Source organism: Mycobacterium spongiae, from assembly GCF_018278905.1.
GTDB classification, from domain to species: Bacteria; Actinomycetota; Actinomycetes; order Mycobacteriales; family Mycobacteriaceae; genus Mycobacterium; species Mycobacterium spongiae.
This window is the reverse complement of sequence record NZ_CP046600.1, coordinates 2662323-2684119: the sequence shown is the minus strand read 5'-3', so window position 1 is coordinate 2684119 and position 21797 is coordinate 2662323. Positions and strand designations below refer to the sequence as shown.

Sequence of the window (21797 nt, the reverse complement as noted above, 5' to 3'; positions counted from 1 at the left end):
GTGTCGCGACCCGGCTGTCGGCCTCACACTCGACGCAGCACTCACGGACCAACGCCGGACCAAGCGAGCGCCGTGCATCCCTGAGATAGATTCCCAAGCAATGGAATTGGCCATCTCACGATGTCCCCCGATGTGCTCTTGCCGGCATGCGACCCGTCGCGGTACACGACAAGCGCCGGATCGGGCGAATAGGTCTGCCGTTCGCAGCATGCGCGTCGTACGCTGACGCAAACCACAGAAGGGACGCTCAACGATGCAACCAAGCTCGCTCGATCCCGTAGCCAGCGAACGGCTATCGCACGCTGAGAAGTCGTTCACCTCCGACCTGTCCATCAACGAATTCGCGCTGCTGCATGGGGCCGGGTTCGAACCCATCGAGCTCGTCATGGGTGTCTCGGTCTACCATGTCGGATTCCAATTCAGTGGTATGCGACAGCAGCAGGAATTGGGCGTTCTCACCGAGGCGACCTACCGGGCGCGTTGGAACGCGATGGCGCGCATGCAGGCCGAAGCCGACGCACTCAAAGCGGATGGCATCGTCGGCGTCCGGCTCGAGTGGCGTCACCACGGCGAGGGCGGCGACCACCTCGAGTTTCTGGCCGTCGGTACCGCGGTGCGCTACACGGCCAAGCCCGGAACATTTCGGCGCCCCAACGGACAAGCGTTCTCCAGCCACCTGTCCGGCCAGGATATGGTGACGCTGCTGCGATCCGGGTTTGCGCCGGTGGCCTTCGTGATGGGTAATTGCGTGTTCCACATCGCCGTGCAGGGGTTCATGCAAACACTTCGCCAGATTGGCCGAAATATCGAGATGCCCCAGTGGACGCAAGGCAACTACCAAGCGCGCGAGTTGGCCATGTCGCGCATGCAAAGCGAGGCCGAGCGCGACGGCGCAACCGGTGTGGTCGGTGTGCACTTCGCCATCTCGAACTACGGGTGGGGAACACACACCGTGGAGTTCTATACGGCCGGAACCGCCGTGCGCCGCAGCGGGAGCGGGAGCGGGGAAACCATCACGCCGTCGTTCGTCCTGCCAATGGATACCTGATGTCGGATTTCGATTCTCAGCGGGTAAGCCGAACCATTGGCGCTGCCCTGTCCGGTCCCGGCGGTGTCGCATTGGTGGTCAAAGTGTTCGCAGGACTCACCGGAGTGGTTCACACCCCAGCACGACGTGGCGTTTTCCGATCTCGGCCCGAGCGGATCCAGATCGGCGACTGGCGCTACGAGGTCGCCCAGGACGGCCGGCTCTCGGCCGCGCACTTGGTGAATGGCGTCGTCATCGCCGAGGACATCCTCGCCGCGGACGCGGTTGGTCCACATGTCGCCCGGGCACTCGGGCAGGTAGTCACCAGGTATGGCCCAACGGTCGTTCCCACCATCGACGCGGCGATTGAGGTTCTTGGGACCAGCACCGGCTACCGCCCCTGAATCGGCTGCAGGTCAGCCTAAAGGTGGTTCGCAGCGAAGGCCGCCGCCTGGTCAACCATTCCGTCGACACCGTAGCCATTGTGCGCGGCCCAATTGCCTCCGTTAGAACAGACGGGGTCGCCAGGCGCACACAAATCGATGGTCTTGCCCGCATACAACGGCCCGATGACAACCGGCGGCACACCGATCTGGCTCATGAATTGTTCGGACGGCTTCCCGAAGAGGGCCACCGCCGCGACGTGGTCGGCAACCTGGGGCGGCATGGGCCTGGGTGCGTCGGAAGGCGCTCCATCAGGTACCGCGGCAGACGTAACAAACCCCATCACGGCCGCTCCCTGGGAGAAACCGCCCAACACCATTCTCGTAGTGGAACAGTTTGCCGCCGTTTGTTCGACATGCGATCCCGCATCATTGATGCCGGCCATGGCCGTAGGAAAATCTGTGGTCGCCGGGTAGTTGACCCCGTATACGCTCACCGACTTCGCTCCCACTTTCGACCGCAGCGCGTTCACGAAGTCTTGTCCGATCCCACCCACTCCGGGAGGCTCGCCGGTGCCGCGGGCAAACACGACCTCGACGTCCGGACAAGACGCGCCGGCAGCTGATGGGGCGGCAGCTGCAGATGGGGCCGGCACGGCCAGGAATGCCCAGGCCGCAACCAGCGCGGCACCGGCGAATCGTCCGATAGTCAATACGTTCACGTGTCAATGATGCCTGCGGTAACCGACTTTCACACCCTGACGGGCGTCAGATTTCCCGGCGTCGGGCCATCGCCGACCGGGCAACTATCCCCCATATCGCGTCCCTGCATATCGTTTCATCGGCGGGCGCAGGCCGTCGCAGCGGCGCACCAACCAGCGCGCCTCCCGGCGAATCGCCACCGGTGTGGGCGTAGGCAAACCGACGAGAATGCGCCCACCAGCGCAGACAAGCCCGCCAGCGAGGACATGCACCTGGCAATCAGCCCGTCATCGTCAGTCCGGGCCGCGCCCACTACAACAATCCGAAGCGATCCGGTCCCCGCGAGTCCAACCCGCGGTCCCAGCGGCGGTGGCAAGCAACAAGATCGCTGTGAAACACGACACACGAGGCTCGAACAAGGCGAGAACCAGGCTCGAACCAGGATGGTATACAACTGACATGGCGTTTGACCCTACGGCGATCACGCTTTTTCATCCGCCCAGTGATCCCGAGGGCTTCGCCACGTGGGTCGCCGAATACCGTGCCGCAGCGCGTCGCGCCCATGGATACGTGGGCGCTCTCGAATCAGTTCACGCGACCGAATACCTCGATTGGGCTCTCAAGGTTTCTTTCGCCAGCGCCGAGCTGCTCGAATCATGGCTCGACAGCGCCGAACGACAAGCCTTACTGATCGAAGGTCAAGCACAAGGATACTGGCGATCCGCCCCGGATCTGATCATCGCCGAAGGCGAACTACCACCGGCCAACGTTGCGGTCTTCCTGCATAGCGTGGCACCTGGCAAGGAAGCTGAATTCGTTGCGGCCCACGGTGATCTGAAGCTCGCTACGTCGGCGTTCCTCGGATACCAAGGCACAGCGATCTTTCCGGCGGATTCATCCGGTCAGTGGATGACGGTGATTCGCTTTCGCACCGCGGGCCAGCTGACCGCATGGGTCCAGTCACCTGAACGCCGAGACGCGTTGCCGCAACTGCGGGACAAACTGACCCGGGATTTCGCCGAGCTCTCAAGCAGTGCGCCATTCGGATCAACCGTTCGCGTTGCCGACGGTCAGACCAGGATCACCCCGGCATGGAAGACTGCCATGCTAGTGCTGCTCTGCCTGTACCCGACCGCGACGGTGATCACCATGGAACTGTCTCCAGCACTCAACCGTCTTGGTCTCCACCAGGCCTTGACCATGTTCGTGGGCAACGTCACCAGCGTTGCCCTGCTGCAATGGATCCTCGTCCCGGCGGTGTCGCGCCCGTTTCGGCGTTGGCTCGACCCGATAGACGGCGCAACGGCCCGCGTGACTCTGGTCGGCGTCGCGATGGTCGTTCTTGCCTACGCCGCGCTGGTGCTTCTTTTCGCACTCACAACAAGCTAGCCCCAGGATCACATGGCCGAGGTCGCCACGACTTCGCTTGACCTGTCCGGGCTTTCGACGTCCTGCAGGGAGTAGCCAGGGCTGCCGGGCCACCAGGACCAACGACCCAACACAACGAGCAGGGCGGGTAGGACGAGGTTGCGCACGACCAGGGCGTCCAACACCAAGCCAACGCCGACAGCGACCCCGATCTGTGCCACGCTCAGCACACTGCTTGCGGCCAGTGCGGCTACCGCTAGCCCGACCACCATTCCAGCGATGGTCGCCAATGCCCCGGTCGTGGCGAATGCCCGGATGATGGCGGTGCGCGGTCCTGCAGGAACCTCTTCGCGGATGCGCAGCGTCAAGAGCAGGTTGCACGTTGAACCCACGGCGACCACGAGGACAAACGCGATGGGAGGCACCGACCAATGCAGATCGCGGCCGAGTATGTGCCGCCAGATCAGCATACTGGCGCCAAGCGCGCACAGGTACGACGTGCCAGCGGTGCCAACCAGGATGAGCCCGGCCACCGGACTCCTCAGGAACAGCGCTGATATCACGAAGATGACAGCGAACGTGATGATCGCCAGTTTGCTCAGATCGCTGCCAACGAGATCCTGCAAGTCCCGGGTGAGCGGTCCAACGCCGGTTAGTTCAACCGCGGTCGGTTGCAGGCTGCCACCCTTGGTCGCCGCTGCCACCGCGGCCACGATGGCACGAGCACGTTCGGCGCCATCACTGCCCCACTCCTGCCCATCGCCATAAACGAGCAGGCGCGTCGCACGTCCGTCCTGCGAGATGAAGTCTTTGAGGACCGGCCGCATTTTCGGATCGTTCAGGATCCGCCGGGCAGCGTAGAGGTCTACGCCGGGACCACTCTGGGACACCGCGGCAAGTTCGTGCAAATAGCCGGGGAGCTCCCGTATCGATGCTTCACCTACATCGTTGAGCATCGCTTTCAAGCCAGCCGCCGACGCGCGCATCTGATCTAGCTGAGCGCTGGCGCCGTCCAACGCGGCCTGCAGATCGGTGGGGACGCCGGGGCCGTTGGCTGGCGCCAAGGCGGCATCGGCGATTCCCTGTCCCAGCTGCCTGGCCGAATCGGCCAAGCCCTCCGACCGCTCAACGACCTTGTTTGCCCACTGCACCACCTCGTCGGCTGCCGAACACACCGCGTTTGTCGGGCAGTCCGGTATCGCGCCGGTGAATCTCCGCAGCGGGTCGAAAATATCGATGACGTCACCTGTCGCGGCCCGAAGCTCTTTCACCGCTTCCTGCATCAATCGAACGGCCAGACTTGCCTGACCAACGCCGTAGGTGCCCTGTTGGATGCCAGCCTGGAGCAGATCGACCGCGTTCAACATGCTATTCGCTGCGGTTTCGAGGTTGTCGAACGTTTCCGACCGCGATGCGAGCTGGTCGGAGAACTCGTCCAACCGATCACCGATATTCCCTGCCGACGGGTTCATGGCGGCTTGTTTGGACACCAGTCCGGTGGGGTGGCTCGCCGATTGGACCATGCGCACACCGCGAATCGCCATGATCGCAGCGGTGATTCGTTCGATTGCGGTCAGACCGGCGGGGTTGCGGATGTCGTGGTCGGTCTCGATTGTGACCGTATCGGGCAGCAACTGGTTCGGTGGGAAGTGGTCGTCAACCGCCTGGTAGCCGCGGTTGGACTCCGCCCAGCGTGGGGTCGCCTTGGCCTCGTCCCAACCGATTGGCACTCCCTGTAGGGCTATCAACAAGATGAGTACGAATACGCCACTGCCTACCAGAATCGGCGCCGGCCAGCGGGCCACAACGGTGCCGAGGCGCCGAAACCGCCGCAGCGTGCGTTTGCGATGGGGCGGTTTGGCGAGGCCGGCGCGGCTGGCGAGCGCGATGAGGGCCGGTGTCAGGGTGAGTACGGCCAATCCCACCGCCAGCACGCCGATAGAACACAAGACACCCGTGGTGGCGAACATGCCGATGCGGGCGAGGCTGAGCCAACCCACCGCGCCCAAGGCGGTGACCACGATGAGGGTCGAGCCCACGATGGCTGGCGCCACGCCACGGTACGCGTCCGCCAACGCCTCCGACGGCGCGAAATCTTGTCGGCGCCGCTCGTGATAGCGGCCGATGAGAAAGATCGAGAAGCCGGTGCCCACTCCGACAACGACCGCAACGCTGAGCCAGAGGGAGAACAGTGATACGCCGACGAAGCCTTGCTGGATGAGAACCGAAACGACCGGCTTGACCAGTGCGAACGCCCCAACTACTGACAGCAAGGGCACCATCGGTGTGATCAGTGATCGGTACAGAACCAACAACAGGATGAACAGCGCCGCCAACGTCGTCGCCGTGATGAGCTGCGTCTGCCGGTCGATGGCCGCGAATTCGTCCATGATCGTTGCGCCCGGACCGGTGATGAATATCTGCAGACCGTCGGGCGGGTCCAGTCCCGCCGCGATGGCGCGCGCCGCAGTGATCGACTCGCTTGCTTGCGTGGTTCCGACCATGCCGGAAAACCGCACCGCGGCCGTCGCCACGTGCTGATCTTCGCTCACGGCCGCCTTGGCGATGGTTGGCACTCCCCACCAGTCCACGACCTCGTGGACATGGCGCGAGTCAGCGCGTAGAGCCACTACCAGGTGGTCGTAGAACGACCGGTCGCGCTCGTCGAGACCGCCGTATCGCTGGAGGACGAGGTAGCCGACGTTGTCGGTGGGGACCTGCGAGAATGCCTCAGCCGACCGTTGCACGGCAAGCGCAGTGGGGGTGCCAGCAGGCAAGTACGGTTGGTCACCACTGGTGATGAGCTGCTCAAGTCGCGGTGCGACGAGGTTGGCCACGACCGCAGCGAGGATCCAGGCACCAATGACCAGCGGCGCGAACCGGTAGATGAATCGTGCGATCGTGGTCACTGCATCGGCCTCAGGAGCACCAGTCAGCGAGCACGCTGCTGGGCAGTGCCACGTTCATGCATCGCCTCTGTCTCATCCACCATCGCGTTCTAGCCTCCGACCGAATTGGCTCATTCAACCATCTCAGCCACGGGCTCGGCAGCTGATTTAGCAGACCAACTCAGCGTGACCCGCGGAGCGCTAAGTGACGATGTCGGTGGCCACCAGGCAGTCTCGAACACCTGCCTGACAGAGCACTCGGGCCGTGGTGGGTGCGGCCGTCATTGCACGCACAACGCGGCGCGGGCCCAGGCGTTATTCCCATACCCGCGCGGATTCCACAGGGATGCAACTGATTCGGGTTGCAGCGCGCCCGTGTCGTCCCAGGCGCGCGCGATGATATGCAAAGGTCCCGATTCGACGTCAACCGTCAGCGACCATGGCCGCCACGACCATGCACTGGCCGGGGACTGCAGGACCGCCTGCTGCCAGGTGAGCCCGTCATCGACGGATACGTCGATGCGCTCCACGCTGCGGCCATCGCCGGCCAACCCGTAGCCACGGATGGTCAACGCGCCGGGCGGTACGTGATCGCCGTCGGTGGGATCGAGGATGTCACAGCTCAGCGTCAGCGACGATAGCGCAATCCCCTCCCCCGACGTGACGCTGTCGGGGTCGGCCTCCGGAGGCAGGATCCGGTAGTCGCGGGCCTGGAAATAGTTTTCCGAGGGGCCGGGCTGCACGGTGACCGCGGTAATCCACTTGACGCTGCGGGCGCCGACGTATCCAGGCACGACGACCCGGACAGGACCGCCATGGGCGGGCGGCAGGGGCTCGGAGTTCATCTGCCACGCCAGCAGCACTTCCGATGACATGGCCTTACTGAGCGGGATCGAGCTGCCGTAGGTTTGCACGGGCCGGGCCTCAGGAGCGACGTCTGGGGCCTCAAACGCCACGTGCAGACCTTCCGAGTGTTGCGTTCCGGCGGCCTGAAGGAAATCAGCGAGACGCACGCCTCCCCACCGCGCGGTCGATATCGCGCCGTGCTCCCATGGCTCCTTACCCGGAATCGGTTGCACCCGCAGCATCTCCGCACGCCGATTACCGGCGCACGCCAACGTCGCCACCACCTCGTGTTGCTCGAATTCGTGCCTCAACTGGTCGTACGTCAGGGTGAGCGGCGTATCCACGCACCCGCTGACCTGCAGGCGCCACTGCTGAGCCGCGATATCCGGGATCGCGCCGTGATTGCGGGCATAGAACGCCTCGACCGGGGTGATGTCGCTGCTGGCCAGCACCGCAGCCGGCGGCTCAGCGTTATACGGCGAGCGCGCCCGCACAATCATGTCATCGCGCTTGCCCCACGTCGCTGGGGAATCTGTCCCGGGTTCTGTCTCCGAGTCTGTGCTGGCCACGATAGTCACCCTCTTCTCTTCGGTTGCGCGGCGATGGTGTCGATGGTTGCCCATTTCGGGGGACTCGGGTAGAGCGCTTCGCTTTGTGGACACACAAGTCTGTCTTGTGGCTTCCGACCACCCCACAAGGCTGGCTTGTACGCTTACCGCCGGAGGTTCGTCATGGCAACCCTTAGCGCCCGCATGCCCGAACTGTCTGCGCTCGAAGTCTTCCTCGCGATCGCGCGAACAGGCAGTATCGGTGCGGCGAGCCGAGAATTCGGTCTTACCCAACAGGCTGTGTCGGCGCGTTTGGCATCGATTGAGGCCCAGACAGGCGTAGCACTCATCGTCCGGACGCCACGAGGTTCACAACTGACACCTTCCGGAGCGGTAGTCGCCGAGTGGGCCGATCGCTTGCTCGATGTCGCCTATTCAGTGGACGCCGGACTGGCCGCGCTGCTATCCGAACAGCGCACGCGCGTCAGAGTGGCAGCGAGCCTGACCATCGCCGAACAGCTCATGCCGCGTTGGCTGGTCTCGCTCCAGGTTGCGGCGAGTCAACGCGGTGTAGCCAGTCCCCACGTCATCATGACCGCCACCAACAGTGACCAGGCGATCACGGCAGTGCGCGATGGATCCGCGGACCTCGGTTTCATCGAAACCCCCTCCGCACCAACCGGGTTGCGCAGCAGAGTGATCGCCAACGATGAGTTGGTGCTGGTCGTGCCCACCAGCCACGCGTGGGCACGCCGCCAACGCCCCGTGACCCCAGTGGAACTGAGCCAAACGGCCCTGGTCACCCGCGAACCCGGTTCCGGGACCCGAGATTCACTGACCGCGGCTCTACAGCGAACCTTGGGAGACGCGCTGCGGCAGACGCCACCGTTGCTTGAATTGTCTTCTGCCGCAGCGGTCCGCGCCGCGGTCGTAGCCGGTGCGGGTCCGGCAGTCATGAGCCGATTGGCGGTCGCCGACGACCTGGAAATCGGGCGGCTGCGCGCGGTACCCGTGCTTGAACTGGACTTGAGCCGCGACCTACGCGCCGTCTGGATGGGTGGTCGAAACCCGCCCGCCGGAGCAGCCCGCGAATTGCTGGCTCACATCACCAGTCGCACTACCGGTTAGCGCCTGTCGTGGGTTCATCGGCGACGTGAACGCCAACTGAGGAGGAGTTCATAGACTGTTCAGTGCGCCGTCGATGCCATGTCGTCGAAAGCACACCGGTGCCCGTTGTTCTCACCGTATGCGTGTTGTTCAGGTCGCCAACTTCTACGGACCACGATCGGGCGGCCTCCGTACCGCAGTGGACCGCCTCGGGGCGGAATACTGCGCCGCCGGACACGAGGTGTTCTTGATCGTGCCGGGTCGCAGCGCCGAACAAACCCGCCTGCGAACCGGTGTCACGCGGATCACTTTGCCCGCCAGGCCACTTCCCTGTACCGGTGGCTATCGCGCCGTGATGCCGGCACCGGTGCGGGAACTGCTGGAAGCACTCGAGCCCGACGCTCTGGAGGTCTCTGACCGACTCACCCTGAGATCGCTCGGCCGGTGGGGTCGCCAGCACGGGGTGAGAACGGTGATGATCTCCCACGAGCGCCTTGATCGCTTTGTCGGTCATGTGCTTCCGCGTCGAGCCGCGCGGGGATTCGCAGACTTCGCCAACGCGCGCACGGCCGCGAACTACGACACCGTGGTATGCACCACTAGCTTCGCGCGTGAAGAATTCGACCGCATCGGCGCTGCGAATACGGTCACGGTTGCGTTGGGCGTGGACCTGGAGATCTTCCACCCACGACGCCGATCCACCCGCGTGCGGGCGCGCTGGGCCGCCCCGTCGCAAGTCCTGCTGGTCCACTGCGGCCGACTGTCGGTGGAAAAGCGCGCCGACCGCAGTGTCGACGCGCTCGCCGCGCTCTGCGACGCCGGCATCGACGCCCGTCTGGTCGTCGTCGGCGACGGCCCGCTCAGATCAAGGTTGCAGCGACAGGCCACCGGGCTGCCGGTCGATTTCACCGGCTTCGTGTCCGATCGGCTCACAGTCGCGGGATTACTGGCCTCGGCCGACGTGATGCTCGCACCGGGGCCGCACGAGACCTTCGGGCTGGCGGCTTTGGAATCGTTGGCCTGCGGCACCCCGGCGGTGGTATCACGCACCTCGGCCCTGACCGAGATCATCACGTCCGACTGCGGCGCGTGGGCCGACAACCACGCGCCGGCGATCGCCGAATCGGTCCGCACCATCATCAGCCGACCCGAGAACGAGCGCCGCCGCAGTGCACGGCGCCGCGCTGAGATGTTCACGTGGCGGCACGCTGGCGCCGCGATGCTGACGACATTGGGCGCAATGACCCCGACCCACGGTTGCACCGAAGCTCACCACATTGCGTAGCGCTGCACAAAGGCAGCCGCATCATGCGGCAAACCCGACAGTAGACGCCTACCGGAGCGCTCGTAGGCGCGCCCAATGTGCCACAGAAGCACGCTTGATGGGCTGTGAACAGTTTGTCAAAGTCCGTAGAAACGGCTTGTGTACGTCGCCGACCGGCACCCGACTACCTAAATTCGAAGTGTGTCTGTCAGCAAGTCGGGCACCTAACATCTGTCGACGGAGAGAAGTATGCCTACAGCTGAAATACAACTCCGCCAGGATCTGCGCCACTACGCCGTGGAGTTGCGGCAACTCGCCTACACCGTCCCCAATGGGGTGTGCGAGCACGATCTACTGCAATTGTCCGATCGGATGCGCGCCGCCGCCGACCTCGTCGTTGCGCACAAGGGTGCCGTCTAGCATAAGAGTTCCCAGCCAAGCGCTTTCGCTCATTACGACGAGGGAAACCGGGCAGCATCGCGGGCAAACCCTGCAGGTTCGCGTCTATCGCAGCCGCTGGAATTGATTGGGCGAGCGAACAATTCACCCACCCAGTGTTATCCAGGGCTATCGCCACGGAGTCGTGGCTCCGCGCCGACGACCGAAGAGCGCGGTTCGCCGCAAGCGATGGTGCGCCGCAGGCTAGCCGCCCCACTTGGCGGCCTCGGCCTGGTCGCGAGCCATCATGGACATGGTGTTGGCTTCGTGGGTGGTGGCCATTGCCTGGTAGGCCCGCACCAGGTCTTCCATTGCCTGGTTCCACTGGGCTTGCCATGCCTGGTAGGTAATCCCGGTATCGCCCTGCCAGGCGTTCTGCAGCGCGGCCTGTTCCGCCGCGATGTCCGCACCCAGCCCCTGCAACGTTCCGGCGTAGCCCGACATGTCTCCGGCGTGAGCCAGCATGGCCGGGTAGTTGTACATGATCTGTGACATCAGAAACCCCTTTCGGCTGTGGTGGTCAGAAGCCGGTGTAGCTGGATGCGGCCGCCGCGTCGGCGGCGACGTAGGTACCGGCAGCCTCACCCAAGTTCGCCTGAGCGACGTCCAACAAGGTGTTCACCTTGGCCGCTGCCGCCACAAAACGCGCATGGGCACCCTGAAATGCGGCGGCGGCCTCGCCCTGGTGGAAGGCCTGGGCCGACATCGCCGCCTGCTCGGCCTGGCCAACGGTGTGTCGCATCAGCCCAGCCTTGGCGGCGAACGCCGATTGCGACGCCACCAATTGCGGAATATGAGCGTCGAGAAGACTCATTGCACCTTTCCTTTCGGTCCTTTCGGTCCTTTCGGTCCTTTCGGTCCTGTCGGTCCTTTTGACCCTTTCGGGTCCACTCGATACAAAACTCGGTCATTGACTGTCGTAAAAAGCCGTGTCGCGACCCGTCGAACCAGTCAGCCGCCAGAGATCCCGTAGGTCGCGGCTGCGGCCACATCGCCGGCGAGATAGCTTGCGCCAGATTCGCCGACCCCGACACCCGCGCGCCCAAGCTCTTCAACACCCTGGGCAGCAACCACGGCGTGCTCCTCGCCGCTGGCACTAAACCCCGCGGCGGTTTCCACGGACACCGGGTCCGCCGCTGGCGGCACCACCACGGCAGTCAGCGGAGCAGCCGCGGCCTGCGCAGCCGCCAGCCGCGCCGTCAAAGCCTCCACTGCGGCGCTGGCGCCGGCCAAACCCTCAGGAACCACTCGCAACGTCATGACACACTCCTTTGCTGCCTTCGCCAACCGTCAGCCGAACGAGTTTCTTCATGGCCCGCTCGACTGCCCGACTCACCGGAGGCATTCTGGGGCCGCGCTGGCTCGGCTTCCCAGGTGCCGGGAACCATGGGCATGCGAGGCCTACGATCGAACGCGTCGCCGGCACGTGAGATCAACCCTGCCGGGGGGCCGGCACCGTTCTTCTGCGCCACCCCAGCAAACCCCAGGATTCCGGCGCAGTCATCGGAGGCGACCACCGCGGCCAACCGGTCTTTGTTCGCGGAGCAAGCCGCGGCAGCTGGCACGTCGGCGTCGTCCTCCAAGTCGGCATACTCGTAGCCGCGACCGAGCTTCTGGGCCTTCGCCCGCCGGCGCGGTGGGCGACGCGGCTGCTGCTCCTGAGGGGTCGCCGCGGCCTCGGGTACCTCGGCGCTGTCCGGTTGCGGTGCCTTTCTCCTGGCGGCGGTGCCCGCGGCCCGCTTAGCTGCCGAATCCAGGTCGCCCACCAGGTAGGCAAGGCCGTTCATGTGCGCGCCCACGCCGGCACCGGTCACCGAGGGTGGAGCGGTAGCCGCTGGCGGTGGCGGGCCCGGCGCCGGTGCCGCGGCGGTCGCCTCGACGGGGGCCGGCGTCGGGGCTGGCGCCGACGTGGGTCCGCTTGGCGCAAGCGCTGCCAGCGGCGGTGCGGCGGGCGCGACCGGTGGCGGCGGTGGCGGCACGGCAACCAGCGCCGCCACACCCTTGGCGCCGATCGGTGCGAGCACCGCACCCGACGCCAGTAACGGCGAGGTCAGCAGCGGCAGCAGCGCCGGGAGCAGCCCAACGGTCTGTTCGAGCAGGGTCTTCAGCAACGCGATCGTATCGGTGATGATCGTCCCAACGGCTTCGACGCCGGTGAACAGGATGGTGAAGCCGATGGTGACCGGGTTACCGGTGGCGAACGCAGCAGCCAGGTCCGCAGCGATGAAGGCGAATGTTTGCGACAGCAGAGCCACGTAGGTACCGATATCCATCGGGAAGCCGAGGGCGAACGCGATGTTCGCCGGGCTGAGGTAGGTCAGCGGATTACCGAGAATGAGCAGAAAAGGATCGATGCCAGAAAACATGGCTTGCAGAAACGGGATGTTCGCCACCCAGTCAACAAACGGTTGTAGTACCGCGTTGTAGAACTCGGTGTAGATCCGCAGCAGCCATTGTTCGAACGGACTGAGATTGTCGGCGGGCGACGTTGCTGCTTGGGCGGCTGCGACCGCCTGCCCGTCGACTTTCACGATCGGGGGGGCCGGTGTGGTCTGCGGTGTGGCGGCAACAGCCGCGGTCGAGGCTACCTGGTAGGTACCCATGACGGTGGCGGCCTGAATCCACATCCGGACGTAGTCGGCTTCGTTGAGCGCGATTGGGATGGTGTTGATACCAAAGAAGTTCGTGGCCGTCAGCACTGCGTGAGTGGCGTGATTGCCGGCCAGCTCCGCCATCGTCGGCATCGCGGCCAAGGCAGTGGAGTAGGCGACGGCCGTGGCTTGTTGTTGGGCGGCCATCGCGGCGCTGTCGGCGCCGGCCTGCATGAGCCACGCGAGATACGGCGCGTGGGCCGCCACATAGGACCCAGATGTCGGCCCCTCCCAGGCGCCGGCCGCCACATCACCGAGCAAAATGGCCAACTCGTCAGCTGCGTCGGTGTAGGTGACGCTGAGCGAACTCCACTGCGCCGCCGAGGCCAGCAGCGGGCCGGGTCCGGGGCCGCTACTCAGCAGCACCGAATGCACCTCCGGCGGCGACGCCAGCCACATCGGTGCGGTCATCGACCACCGCCAGCACCCGGATGCCGGTCGACGCCGCATAGGCCATCGCAGCTCGCTGCATGGCCTCTCGGGGCTCGGCCTACCATCAAACGTCCTCCGATACGACGGGATGCCCGCCGCCCGATGGGACGTTGCAGCCGCGAGAGCTGATCACCGGCGCTCCAATCAGCGCAACCCTGCTCTTCGCGATGGCCGTCCGCCCGATCCACGAGGCGACGCGCGCCGGGCGACACTCGCCCGGCGCAACTGGCAGGTCTTCGGACTCACAGGCACGCAGCCAAAACGCTGCGCCTACTGGCCGTCGCTTCCCGGCCCCAGAGCTGTGGGCCAGTGCCGATGACGGCGTTCGTTCCTGCATACCGCTGCGGGACAGTCCCGGATTCACACCGGGTTCCCTCTCACGGCGAACCTGAATAAGCGGTCGCCGATTGATGCTGACGACACGCAGATGCCGCCAGCAAACCAGCTGCGGGCTTTACGCTAGTCGACGCCGCATATTCAGCCCAGCCGTCACAGGTGAGTCACAGGGAACGCTCAGCCAGCCACGGCGCGCCTTCCCGGTGGTGTTCGCAGCGAATCTGTTCAGGTGCAGGGTATCCCGTGCGGCCCCCCAATCCAGTGGCCCGGCGGTGAGTGCCAGGGGCAGACCTGCTTGATGTGCCCCGGCGATAACGGACGCGGGTTGATCGGATGGTCGACATGCGGTCCCGGTGGTCGTGGGATTCGCGGCCCGGGATCGGCCTGCGCGATGCCCGGACCGAGCCCCAGCGATACGGCACCCAGCAGGCCGGCGAGTCCGACCGTCCCTCCGATTTTCTTGATATTCATCACTGATCCCCCTAACGAGCGGCCCAACCAACATCGCACTGGCGTTTAATCCGAACCGCCACCGACCGCGCGTGACTTCCACGGTACTCGCGTTGCAGGAGCGTCGTTCTCGATCCGGCCACTCGCCTTTGCCACGAGCGTGCTCGGTGTCAAAGCCGCACTGGGCAGGGTGTTAACTCGGGTTGCGCAGTGGGAGCCCGGCGGCTTGGTAGATCGCATCGATGACGGTCATGTTCTTGACCGCATCCTCCGGCGTCGTCGTGACCGCTCGCCCGTGCAACACAGCGCCGGCAAATGCGTCGAGTTGATAGGCGTAGGACGGCCGACGTGGAAAACGTTCCACCCTTTTGCCGCGTGCTGCCCGCACCGTCAGCCGGTGGAAAAACTGGGGAACAACGGGATTGAGCACTCTCAGCTCGCCGCGATCGCCAACCACCCTGGCGCTGATGTTGAGCAGGTCCGACGACCACATCGAGCAACGGACCTGGCCCGTGTGCCCACCAGCAAAACGCAGCTCGGCCGTCATGGCACGGTCCACCTGTTGATCGCGCGTCTTCGCCTGTGCCGAAACCACTTCCGGGCTCTCTCCGCCGAACAGGCGGGCCATATGAACCGCGTAGCAACCGGCATCCATCGTCGCGCCGCCGGCAAGCGAGTAGTTGTAGCGGATGTCGGAGAACTTTGGCAGCGGGAAGCACATCGCCGTCTCCACCCGCTGCAGCGTGCCCAGTTCGCCGGACCCGATGATCTGTTCGATGCGCAACGTCAGCGGATGGTAGCGGTAATGGAAGGCCTCCATCACTACCCGATCCGAGGCGGCGGCCAGTTCGGCGATCTCAGCAGCTTCGGCGGCATTGGCGGTAAACGGTTTTTCGCACAGCACGTGCTTACCGGCCGCCAATGCAGCCCGAGTCCATTCGCCGTGCAAGCCATTGGGCAGCGGAATGTAGACGGCGTCGAGGGCCGGGTCGGCGATCAGTGCCTCGTAGCTGTCGTGGACCCGGGCGATCCCGTGTTTGGTGGCAAAGGCCTGCGCCCGTGACGGGTCGCGTGCTGCCACCGCGGCGACAAGGGCCTCGACGTGGCCCGCGGCCGGCTTGATGACCGCCGCCGGCGCGATGTTGGCCGCGCCCAGAATGCCGATCCGCACCGGTGCCCCGTGTCCAGTCACGCACAGACGCTAGCACCTAAGCGGACCGGTCGCCGCCGCCTGAGCAGGCTAGCTGGTAGGGCCGCCGCGACGGGCGAACGCCGGGGCGTTCTCGGGCCGCACCCCGACACCGACGAAGTAGGCAGGTAGCCCCGAGAGCCACGGCAGCCGCTCGACCAGGCGAAGCAGCATCGCCGGAGGGGTGGGGTCCGCACCACGCAGCAGCGGGCCGAGCAACCTGCGGTGCAACATCCGTTGCACCGCTTGGGTCACCGCGGTGGGAACCACCCGACGACGACGGACCGCCGCCAGGTCGCGACATGTCACCCGGTGCCTGCGCAGCGGATCGGCCAACACGGTCGCCGCCGCGACGGCATCTTGCACGGCCAGGTTGATGCCGACCCCTCCGACCGGGGACATCGCGTGCGCCGCGTCGCCGATGCACAACAACCCATCAACGTGCCACCGACGCAATCGATTCACCTGGACGTTAAGGTGCTTGACCTCATCCATCGACGTGAGACCGGCCACCGACTCGGCCGCTTCGGGCAACAGCGCAAGAACTTCGTTACGAAACTGCTCGATACCCCGCTCGCGCAGCTCGGCGTCACTGCCCTTCGGCCCGATATACGCGATCTGGAAGTACCCTTCGCGGGGTATTACGCCGAGCCCTTTGCCGGGGCCATAGCGCGGCAAGAAAGAGAAGTGCCCTTCGCCTTCGTGCGGCAATTTGAACCACCACACATCGAAGTCCACGGGATAGTCATGCGCCTTGAGGCCGGCTTCGTGTCGGGCGATCGACCACCGACCGTCGCAGGCCACAGTCAACTCAGCGCGCAACTCACCCGGACCGTCGGTGCCCTGATAACGCACTCCGGTAACCTTGCCGCCCTCGTGGAGCAGCCCGGTCACCTCGGTCTTCATCCGCAGCGTGAAGGTCGGCTCGGCTTGGGCAGCTTCGGCGAGCAAGTTCAGCAGGTCCCATTGCGGCACCATCGCGATATAGGGATGGGGTTGGCGTCGCAGACGGCCGAAGTCGATGTAGGTCACCGAGCGCCCGTTCGAATCCAGCGTCCCTTTGTGCACCTCGCTGTAGTTCAGGGCCGAAAAGCGCTCCCATAGACCCAGCTGATCGAGGAGTCGCATCGTGGTGGGGTGCACGGTGTCGCCACGAAAGTCGCGCAGAAAGTCACCATGCTTCTCCAGGAGGGTGACCTCTACGCCGGCCCGAGCCAGCAACAGCCCGAGGACCATCCCAGCCGGGCCGCCACCAACGATCGCGCATGTGGTTGTCTCACTCATGGTTGCTCAAGCATAGGGGCCCGCAACGCGCCTCCCCAACACGCCATCATCGGTCCGGCCGGCGTCGGCGAGCCTTGAGGCCGCGTCGGCCGCCGAGCCTGGCCACCGGGCGGGCAAGCCATTGTGGTGATCTTGTTGTCACGCAGCGGCCCGCAAAAGACTGGGCCCGAAGTCACGGCCGCGACCTGCTACGCGGAGGGGATCGGATTCATGACGGACACGATTCAAGCGCTCTTACGACAGCGCCTATCAGATCCCGCGATCGCGGTGAAATATCGTGATGTGCGCTGGACCTGGCAGCAGTATCTGGCGGAGTCGACCGCCCGGGCCGCGACCCTGATTGCTGCCGCCGATCCGGGCCGCCCGATGCACATCGGCACGCTGCTGGGCAATACCCCCGAAATGGTGGCCCAGATCGCCGCGGCCGGGCTGGGCGGCTACGTGCTGTGCGGTCTGAACACCACGCGCCGAGGCCAGGCGCTGGCCGACGACATCACACGAGCCGATTGCCAGATCGTCGTGACCGATGCCGACCACCGGGCGCTGTTGGACGGCGTGGACGTCGCGGACGCTCGGATCATTGACACCTCGGCGGCGCACTGGTCGGAACTCGTCGCCGGTGCTGGACCCTTGGTTCCGCATCGACTGGTCGAGATGATGGACCCGTTCATGATGATCTTCACCTCCGGAACCTCGGGCAATCCCAAGGCGGTGCAGGTGTCGCACTTGATGGCGGTGTTCGCCGGCCGCAGGCTGACCGAACGCTTCGCCCTCACCGCACAGGACACCTGCTATGTGTCGATGCCGCTGTTTCATTCCAACGCGGTCGTGGCGGGGTGGGCGCCCGCCGTGGTCTCCGGCGCCGCGATCGCGCCGGCCAAGTTCTCGGCGACCAACTTCCTCGCCGACATCCGGCGGTACGACGCCACCTACATGAACTATGTCGGCAAACCTCTCGCCTACATTCTTGCCACACCGGAACGACACGATGACGCCGATAACCCGCTGCGAGCCGCATTCGGCAACGAGGCCAACGACAAAGACATCGAGGAGTTCTCGCGCCGGTTCGCCGTGCAGGTCGAGGATGGTTTCGGCTCCACCGAGAATGCGGTCATCGTGATTCGCGAGCCCGGCACACCCCGCGGTTCGATCGGCAAGGGCGCCGACGGTGTCGCGGTGTACAACAGTGACACGGTCACCGAGTGCGCTGTTGCGCGTTTTGACGACAACGGGGCGCTGGCCAACGCCGACGACGCCGTGGGAGAACTGGTCAACACGGTCGGATCGGGCTTCTTCACCGGCTACTACAACGACCCCGAGGCCAACGCCGAACGGCTGCGTCACGGCATGTATTGGTCCGGGGACCTGGCGTACCGAGACGCCGAGGGATGGATCTATCTCGCCGGGCGCACCGCCGATTGGATGCGGGTGGACGGCGAGAACATGGCGGCCGCACCGATCGAGCGAATCTTATTGCGCCACAATGCTGTCAATCGTGTAGCCGTATACGCCGTCCCGGACGAACACGTGGGCGATCAGGTCATGGCCGCGATCGTTCTCAATGCGGGCTGCACTCTGGAACCAGACTCGTTTTGCGCATTCCTCGACGCTCAGCCCGACCTGTCCCCCAAGGCCCGCCCGCGATACATCCGCATCGCCGGCGACTTGCCCAGCACGGTGACACACAAGGTGCTCAAGCGCGAGCTCGCCGCGCAAGGCACGGTCGTGGGCAAGGACGAAACATTGTGGGTGCGCGACGTGCGCGGCACCGCCTACCGCCAGGAAGGTTCAGCTTAGCAACGCTAGTGGTCTCGCCCGGGAATGCGAGTTTGGGCTATCCTCGGCGTTTCGTCGATGATTGACGCTTCAGTGGCGCACGATGACGACTATGACCGACTCTACGACCGAATCCAGGACCGAACCGAGTACCACCCGGGTGGCCGTCTACTTCGACTTCGACAATATCGTCATCTCCCGCTACGACCAGGTGCACGGCCGCAACACGTTCCAGCGGGACAAGGCAAAGGGTTTGGACAAAGAACGGCTGCGGCAAGCGACGGTTGACCTCAGCGCAATCATGGACTTCGCCTCCTCGTTCGGCACCCTCGTGCTCACCCGCGCGTATGCGGATTGGTCCGCCGACGTCAATGCGTCCTATCACGGGCAGCTCGTCGCCCGCGCGGTCGATCTCGTGCAATTGTTCCCGGCAACGGTCTACGGGAAAAACGGCGCCGACATTCGTTTGGCCGTCGACGCGGTCGAGGACATGTTCCGGCTGCCCGACCTGACGCACGCGGTCATCGTCGGCGGAGATTCCGACTACATCGCACTCGCTCAGCGCTGCAAGCGCCTCGGCCGATACGTTGTCGGCATTGGCATAGCTGGCGCCAGCAGCCAGTCGCTGGCCGCCGCGTGCGACGAGTTTGTGACCTATGACGCGCTCCCGGGAATCTCGCCGATTCCCACAGCGCCGCAGCTGAAGAAGCGCCGACGCCGCGCGACCGCCGCCGAACTCGACGAAGAGCCAGCGCAGCCGGACCCACAGGCTGCCGCCACCGGATTGCTCGAACGCGCGCTTCGCATGGCCCAGGAAAAGGATGACGCCGACTGGCTGCACAATTCCGTGGTCAAGGCGCAGATGAAGCGGATGGACCCGTCCTTCAGCGAGAAGTCACTGGGCTTCAAGTCATTCAGCGACTTCCTGCGCTCGCGCAACGACCTCGTCGACCTCGACGAGAGCAGCACAACCCGGCTGGTGCGCTTGAAGAGCGACGCGGATTCCTAGAGTTTGCGTTACTTGTCGATCTCGCCGGCGATTCCACGCTCGATGGCAGCTCGGGTGCTGTCCGGCAAGACGATAAGACCCTCGAGTTCCTGGCGCGCCAAACCGTAGGCCCGCTCACGTTCCTGCGGTGTCGCCGCGGCATCGGCTGCTAGCCGCAGCAGGTTCTGGGCGCGCGCTATCCGCTGCTGTTCGTCACGGGAGAAGTCGGCTCGGCGCCTGCGCACCGCCTCGGCTTCGGCGGCATCGAACGCCGTCACATAGTGTTCGACCGCATCCAAATACTGGCGAGCTGCCTCCGGGTCGTCGAGCAGATCCTCAGCACGCGGTGGCTTGTGAAATTCGGCCCGCAGTTTGGCCTTGTGGAAGCCCATCGTCAGCGGTTCCCGCATGTCCGTCATGACAGGGAAGTCCAACAGCTTGGCGGTGTCGAGCTCGTACTCGAGCCAGCGTGCGTCGGTTCCCTCATGGGCGCCGACCGCGCGCGCAATCGCCCGCCACCGCGCCGCGTCGTCTCCGCCGGCGGGACGGTCGAACTCCGAAGTCTTTTCCGGCGCTGGGCTCGCGGGCGCCTCTCCCACGCGTCGAGCGTACGAAGAGAACGCTTTGAAGCCGGCGTAGAGCACGCCGATCAGCGGCACGATCACGACCAGCAACTCGGCCAACCGAAACAACAGCCCCACCAGGCCAGGATGCCACCATTGCCGAGGCGAAGGATCCTTGCGCCTACCGCTTCTGGATCTGGCCAGCGGCCACTTGGTCGGCGAACCTGACCGCGATGCCGGCGGAAAGACGCGACATGACCTCCGGCGCGTTCGCGGCGACTCGCGCCAACACCTTTTGGCGCATCGGCGCCACGGTAACCTCGCTGCGATTGCGCTCAATCGCGGTGACGACCGCCGCGCCCACCTGCTCGGGCGTGCCGGTGCCGATCAACGGCGGCGCGTCGGCTCCGGAGTCGGCGAACATCCCGGCACCGCTGATCGCTCCGGGACTCACTACCGAAACTCCCACGCCGGCCGGCCGCAGGTCATCGCGCAGGCACAGCGCGAAGCCACGGATGCCAAATTTTGTCGCGGCGTAGAGCGAGGCTCGTGCCGTCGCTGTCTTGCCCGAGAGCGAGGAAATGTAGACGAAGTGCCCGGATCCGCGCTCGGTGAACCTCGGGATCAGCTCCCGCGTCATCTGTATCGGTGCCTCGAGGTTGACTCGCAGTGCGCGCGCGGTTTCTCCGGCGGTGAAGCTGTCCAGCTTGCCGGAGGCGGGCAATGCCGCATTGGCGACCAGAATGTCGATCTGGCCCGCTGCGGTAAGCAGCCGAGGGGCCGCATCTGGCTCCGCAAGGTCGCTGACGATCGTTCGGTGGCCATCGCCAGCCAGCGCGGCGGCCAGCTCGTCGAGCTCCTGGGGCTTGCGCGAGCTCACGATAAGGTGCGCCCCGCGGCCAGCCAGCGCGGTGGCGATCGCACGCCCGAGACCACCAGTTGCACCCGTGAGCAGAACAGTCTTTCCCATCAACTCCATGTCGGCGACGGTAGTCGATCGTTCGGGGTTCCAGCATGCGTCGGGGTCAGCCGTCGACCAACAAAGGCCACCTGAATTGAGGACCCAAGTCACTAGAGCGCGCGTGTGGGTCTGGGTGAGCATGACCGCGTGACCGCTTCTTCCTCTGCTTTCCCCGCTGCCGGATCCATCCCGATCGACACCGTCACCGGCGACCCTGTCGTGCGTGTCGATGCTGGCGCGACCGTCGTCGAGATTGCCAACGCGATGGTCGCCGACAACATCGGCGCCGTCGTCGTCGGCGACGACGACCCACCCACTGCGCTGGTCAGCGAGCGCGACATCGTTCGGGTCGTGGCTGCCGGGAGGGACGTTGCCGCCGTCCGAGCCGCCGACGTGGCCAGCACCACGTTGGTGTGGTGTGACGCTGACGCCACCGTCGACGAAGTGGCGACCCGGATGATGGACCGCTATATCCGCCATATCCTGGTGGAGCGCGATGGCGCGCTTGTTGGCATCGTCTCGGCCCGCGACCTGCTCGGCGTATACAGCGCCGACGCGGAGCCCACGATCGGCTGACCGCCTAACCGCGCGCGGCC

At 65.2% G+C, this 21797-nt stretch carries 20 protein-coding genes and 1 riboswitch; of the genes, 9 read left to right on the top strand and 11 right to left on the bottom strand.

The genetic code is table 11. From position 1 onward, the window contains the following. The first annotated feature begins 253 nt into the window (after positions 1-253). Both F6B93_RS10900 and F6B93_RS10895 read left to right on the top strand, forming a co-directional pair. Positions 254-1048 (top strand): heavy metal-binding domain-containing protein, encoded by a 795-nt coding sequence (locus F6B93_RS10900; protein WP_211699109.1) that lies wholly within the window; start codon positions 254-256, stop codon positions 1046-1048. Beyond that, positions 1048-1431 carry a DUF5073 family protein gene (locus tag F6B93_RS10895; protein WP_211699108.1) on the top strand — a complete coding sequence of 128 codons (384 nt, stop codon included), beginning with the start codon at positions 1048-1050 and terminating at the stop codon, positions 1429-1431. The genes F6B93_RS10900 and F6B93_RS10895 overlap by 1 nt, the downstream gene beginning before the upstream one ends. 17 nt (positions 1432-1448) lie before the next feature. Here F6B93_RS10895 and F6B93_RS10890 read toward each other — a convergent pair whose 3' ends face one another. After that, complete coding sequence (locus tag F6B93_RS10890) at positions 1449-2132, bottom strand: cutinase family protein (protein ID WP_425518520.1); 684 nt, start codon at positions 2130-2132, stop codon at positions 1449-1451. A gap of 439 nt (positions 2133-2571) precedes the next feature. Here F6B93_RS10890 and F6B93_RS10885 point away from each other — a divergent pair, with 439 nt between their 5' ends. Further along, positions 2572-3501 carry an antibiotic biosynthesis monooxygenase gene (locus F6B93_RS10885; RefSeq protein ID WP_211699107.1) on the top strand — a complete coding sequence of 310 codons (930 nt, stop codon included), beginning with the start codon at positions 2572-2574 and terminating at the stop codon, positions 3499-3501. An 8-nt stretch (positions 3502-3509) separates the two neighbouring features. Here F6B93_RS10885 and F6B93_RS10880 read toward each other — a convergent pair whose 3' ends face one another. Beyond that, positions 3510-6389 (bottom strand): MMPL/RND family transporter, encoded by a 2880-nt coding sequence (locus F6B93_RS10880; RefSeq protein WP_211699106.1) that lies wholly within the window; start codon positions 6387-6389, stop codon positions 3510-3512. 260 nt (positions 6390-6649) lie between these two features. Continuing rightward, positions 6650-7714: a sulfite oxidase gene (locus F6B93_RS10875; RefSeq protein WP_246541127.1), complete on the bottom strand. Its 1065-nt coding sequence runs from the start codon at positions 7712-7714 to the stop codon at positions 6650-6652. A 231-nt stretch (positions 7715-7945) separates the two neighbouring features. On the opposite strand from F6B93_RS10875, the gene F6B93_RS10870 reads away from it, so the two are divergent. The 3 genes from F6B93_RS10870 to F6B93_RS10860 all read left to right on the top strand — a co-directional run bounded on the left by F6B93_RS10870 (position 7946) and on the right by F6B93_RS10860 (position 10553). Further along, positions 7946-8890 carry a LysR family transcriptional regulator gene (locus F6B93_RS10870; protein WP_211699105.1) on the top strand — a complete coding sequence of 315 codons (945 nt, stop codon included), beginning with the start codon at positions 7946-7948 and terminating at the stop codon, positions 8888-8890. Between the two features lie 118 nt (positions 8891-9008). Further along, a complete protein-coding gene (locus F6B93_RS10865; RefSeq protein WP_211699104.1) occupies positions 9009-10154 on the top strand; it encodes a glycosyltransferase in 1146 nt (381 codons plus the stop codon). Positions 10155-10382: 228 nt separating this feature from the next. Next, positions 10383-10553 (top strand): hypothetical protein, encoded by a 171-nt coding sequence (locus F6B93_RS10860; protein WP_211699103.1) that lies wholly within the window; start codon positions 10383-10385, stop codon positions 10551-10553. A gap of 222 nt (positions 10554-10775) precedes the next feature. On the opposite strand, the gene F6B93_RS10855 is transcribed toward F6B93_RS10860, so the two are convergent. The 6 genes from F6B93_RS10855 to F6B93_RS10830 form a co-directional block, all read right to left on the bottom strand. Then, entirely contained in the window at positions 10776-11066 is a 291-nt protein-coding gene (locus tag F6B93_RS10855) for a WXG100 family type VII secretion target (protein ID WP_211699102.1), read from the bottom strand. A gap of 25 nt (positions 11067-11091) precedes the next feature. Next, positions 11092-11385: a type VII secretion system protein EsxG gene (gene esxG / locus F6B93_RS10850; RefSeq protein WP_211699101.1), complete on the bottom strand. Its 294-nt coding sequence runs from the start codon at positions 11383-11385 to the stop codon at positions 11092-11094. 137 nt (positions 11386-11522) lie between these two features. Next, positions 11523-11831, bottom strand: coding sequence for a PE family protein (locus F6B93_RS10845; protein WP_211699100.1), 309 nt, complete (start codon positions 11829-11831; stop codon positions 11523-11525). Next, positions 11828-13621 carry a PPE family protein gene (locus tag F6B93_RS10840; protein ID WP_246541126.1) on the bottom strand — a complete coding sequence of 598 codons (1794 nt, stop codon included), beginning with the start codon at positions 13619-13621 and terminating at the stop codon, positions 11828-11830. Before F6B93_RS10840 ends, F6B93_RS10845 begins: the two co-directional genes overlap by 4 nt. Positions 13622-13864: 243 nt before the next feature. Next, positions 13865-14077: riboswitch (cobalamin riboswitch) on the bottom strand. A gap of 556 nt (positions 14078-14633) precedes the next feature. Next, positions 14634-15632 carry a Gfo/Idh/MocA family protein gene (locus tag F6B93_RS10835; RefSeq protein WP_211699098.1) on the bottom strand — a complete coding sequence of 333 codons (999 nt, stop codon included), beginning with the start codon at positions 15630-15632 and terminating at the stop codon, positions 14634-14636. A gap of 48 nt (positions 15633-15680) precedes the next feature. Beyond that, a complete protein-coding gene (locus F6B93_RS10830; protein WP_211699097.1) occupies positions 15681-16913 on the bottom strand; it encodes an FAD-dependent oxidoreductase in 1233 nt (410 codons plus the stop codon). 210 nt (positions 16914-17123) lie between these two features. On the opposite strand from F6B93_RS10830, the gene fadD1 reads away from it, so the two are divergent. Both fadD1 and F6B93_RS10820 read left to right on the top strand, forming a co-directional pair. Further along, positions 17124-18710, top strand: coding sequence for a fatty-acid--CoA ligase FadD1 (gene fadD1, locus F6B93_RS10825; RefSeq protein ID WP_211699096.1), 1587 nt, complete (start codon positions 17124-17126; stop codon positions 18708-18710). 91 nt (positions 18711-18801) lie between these two features. Further along, positions 18802-19698: an NYN domain-containing protein gene (locus tag F6B93_RS10820; RefSeq protein ID WP_211699095.1), complete on the top strand. Its 897-nt coding sequence runs from the start codon at positions 18802-18804 to the stop codon at positions 19696-19698. Positions 19699-19706: 8 nt separating this feature from the next. Here F6B93_RS10820 and F6B93_RS10815 read toward each other — a convergent pair whose 3' ends face one another. Together F6B93_RS10815 and F6B93_RS10810 are read right to left on the bottom strand one after the other, a co-directional pair. Continuing rightward, complete coding sequence (locus tag F6B93_RS10815; protein ID WP_211699094.1) at positions 19707-20378, bottom strand: hypothetical protein; 672 nt, start codon at positions 20376-20378, stop codon at positions 19707-19709. 43 nt (positions 20379-20421) lie between these two features. Beyond that, on the bottom strand, positions 20422-21219 hold the full coding sequence (locus tag F6B93_RS10810) for an SDR family NAD(P)-dependent oxidoreductase (protein ID WP_211699093.1): 798 nt from the start codon (positions 21217-21219) through the stop codon (positions 20422-20424). Positions 21220-21348: 129 nt separating this feature from the next. Between F6B93_RS10810 and F6B93_RS10805 the strand changes: the two genes are divergently transcribed. Then, positions 21349-21777: a CBS domain-containing protein gene (locus F6B93_RS10805; protein ID WP_211699092.1), complete on the top strand. Its 429-nt coding sequence runs from the start codon at positions 21349-21351 to the stop codon at positions 21775-21777. The last annotated feature ends 20 nt before the right edge of the window (positions 21778-21797 follow it).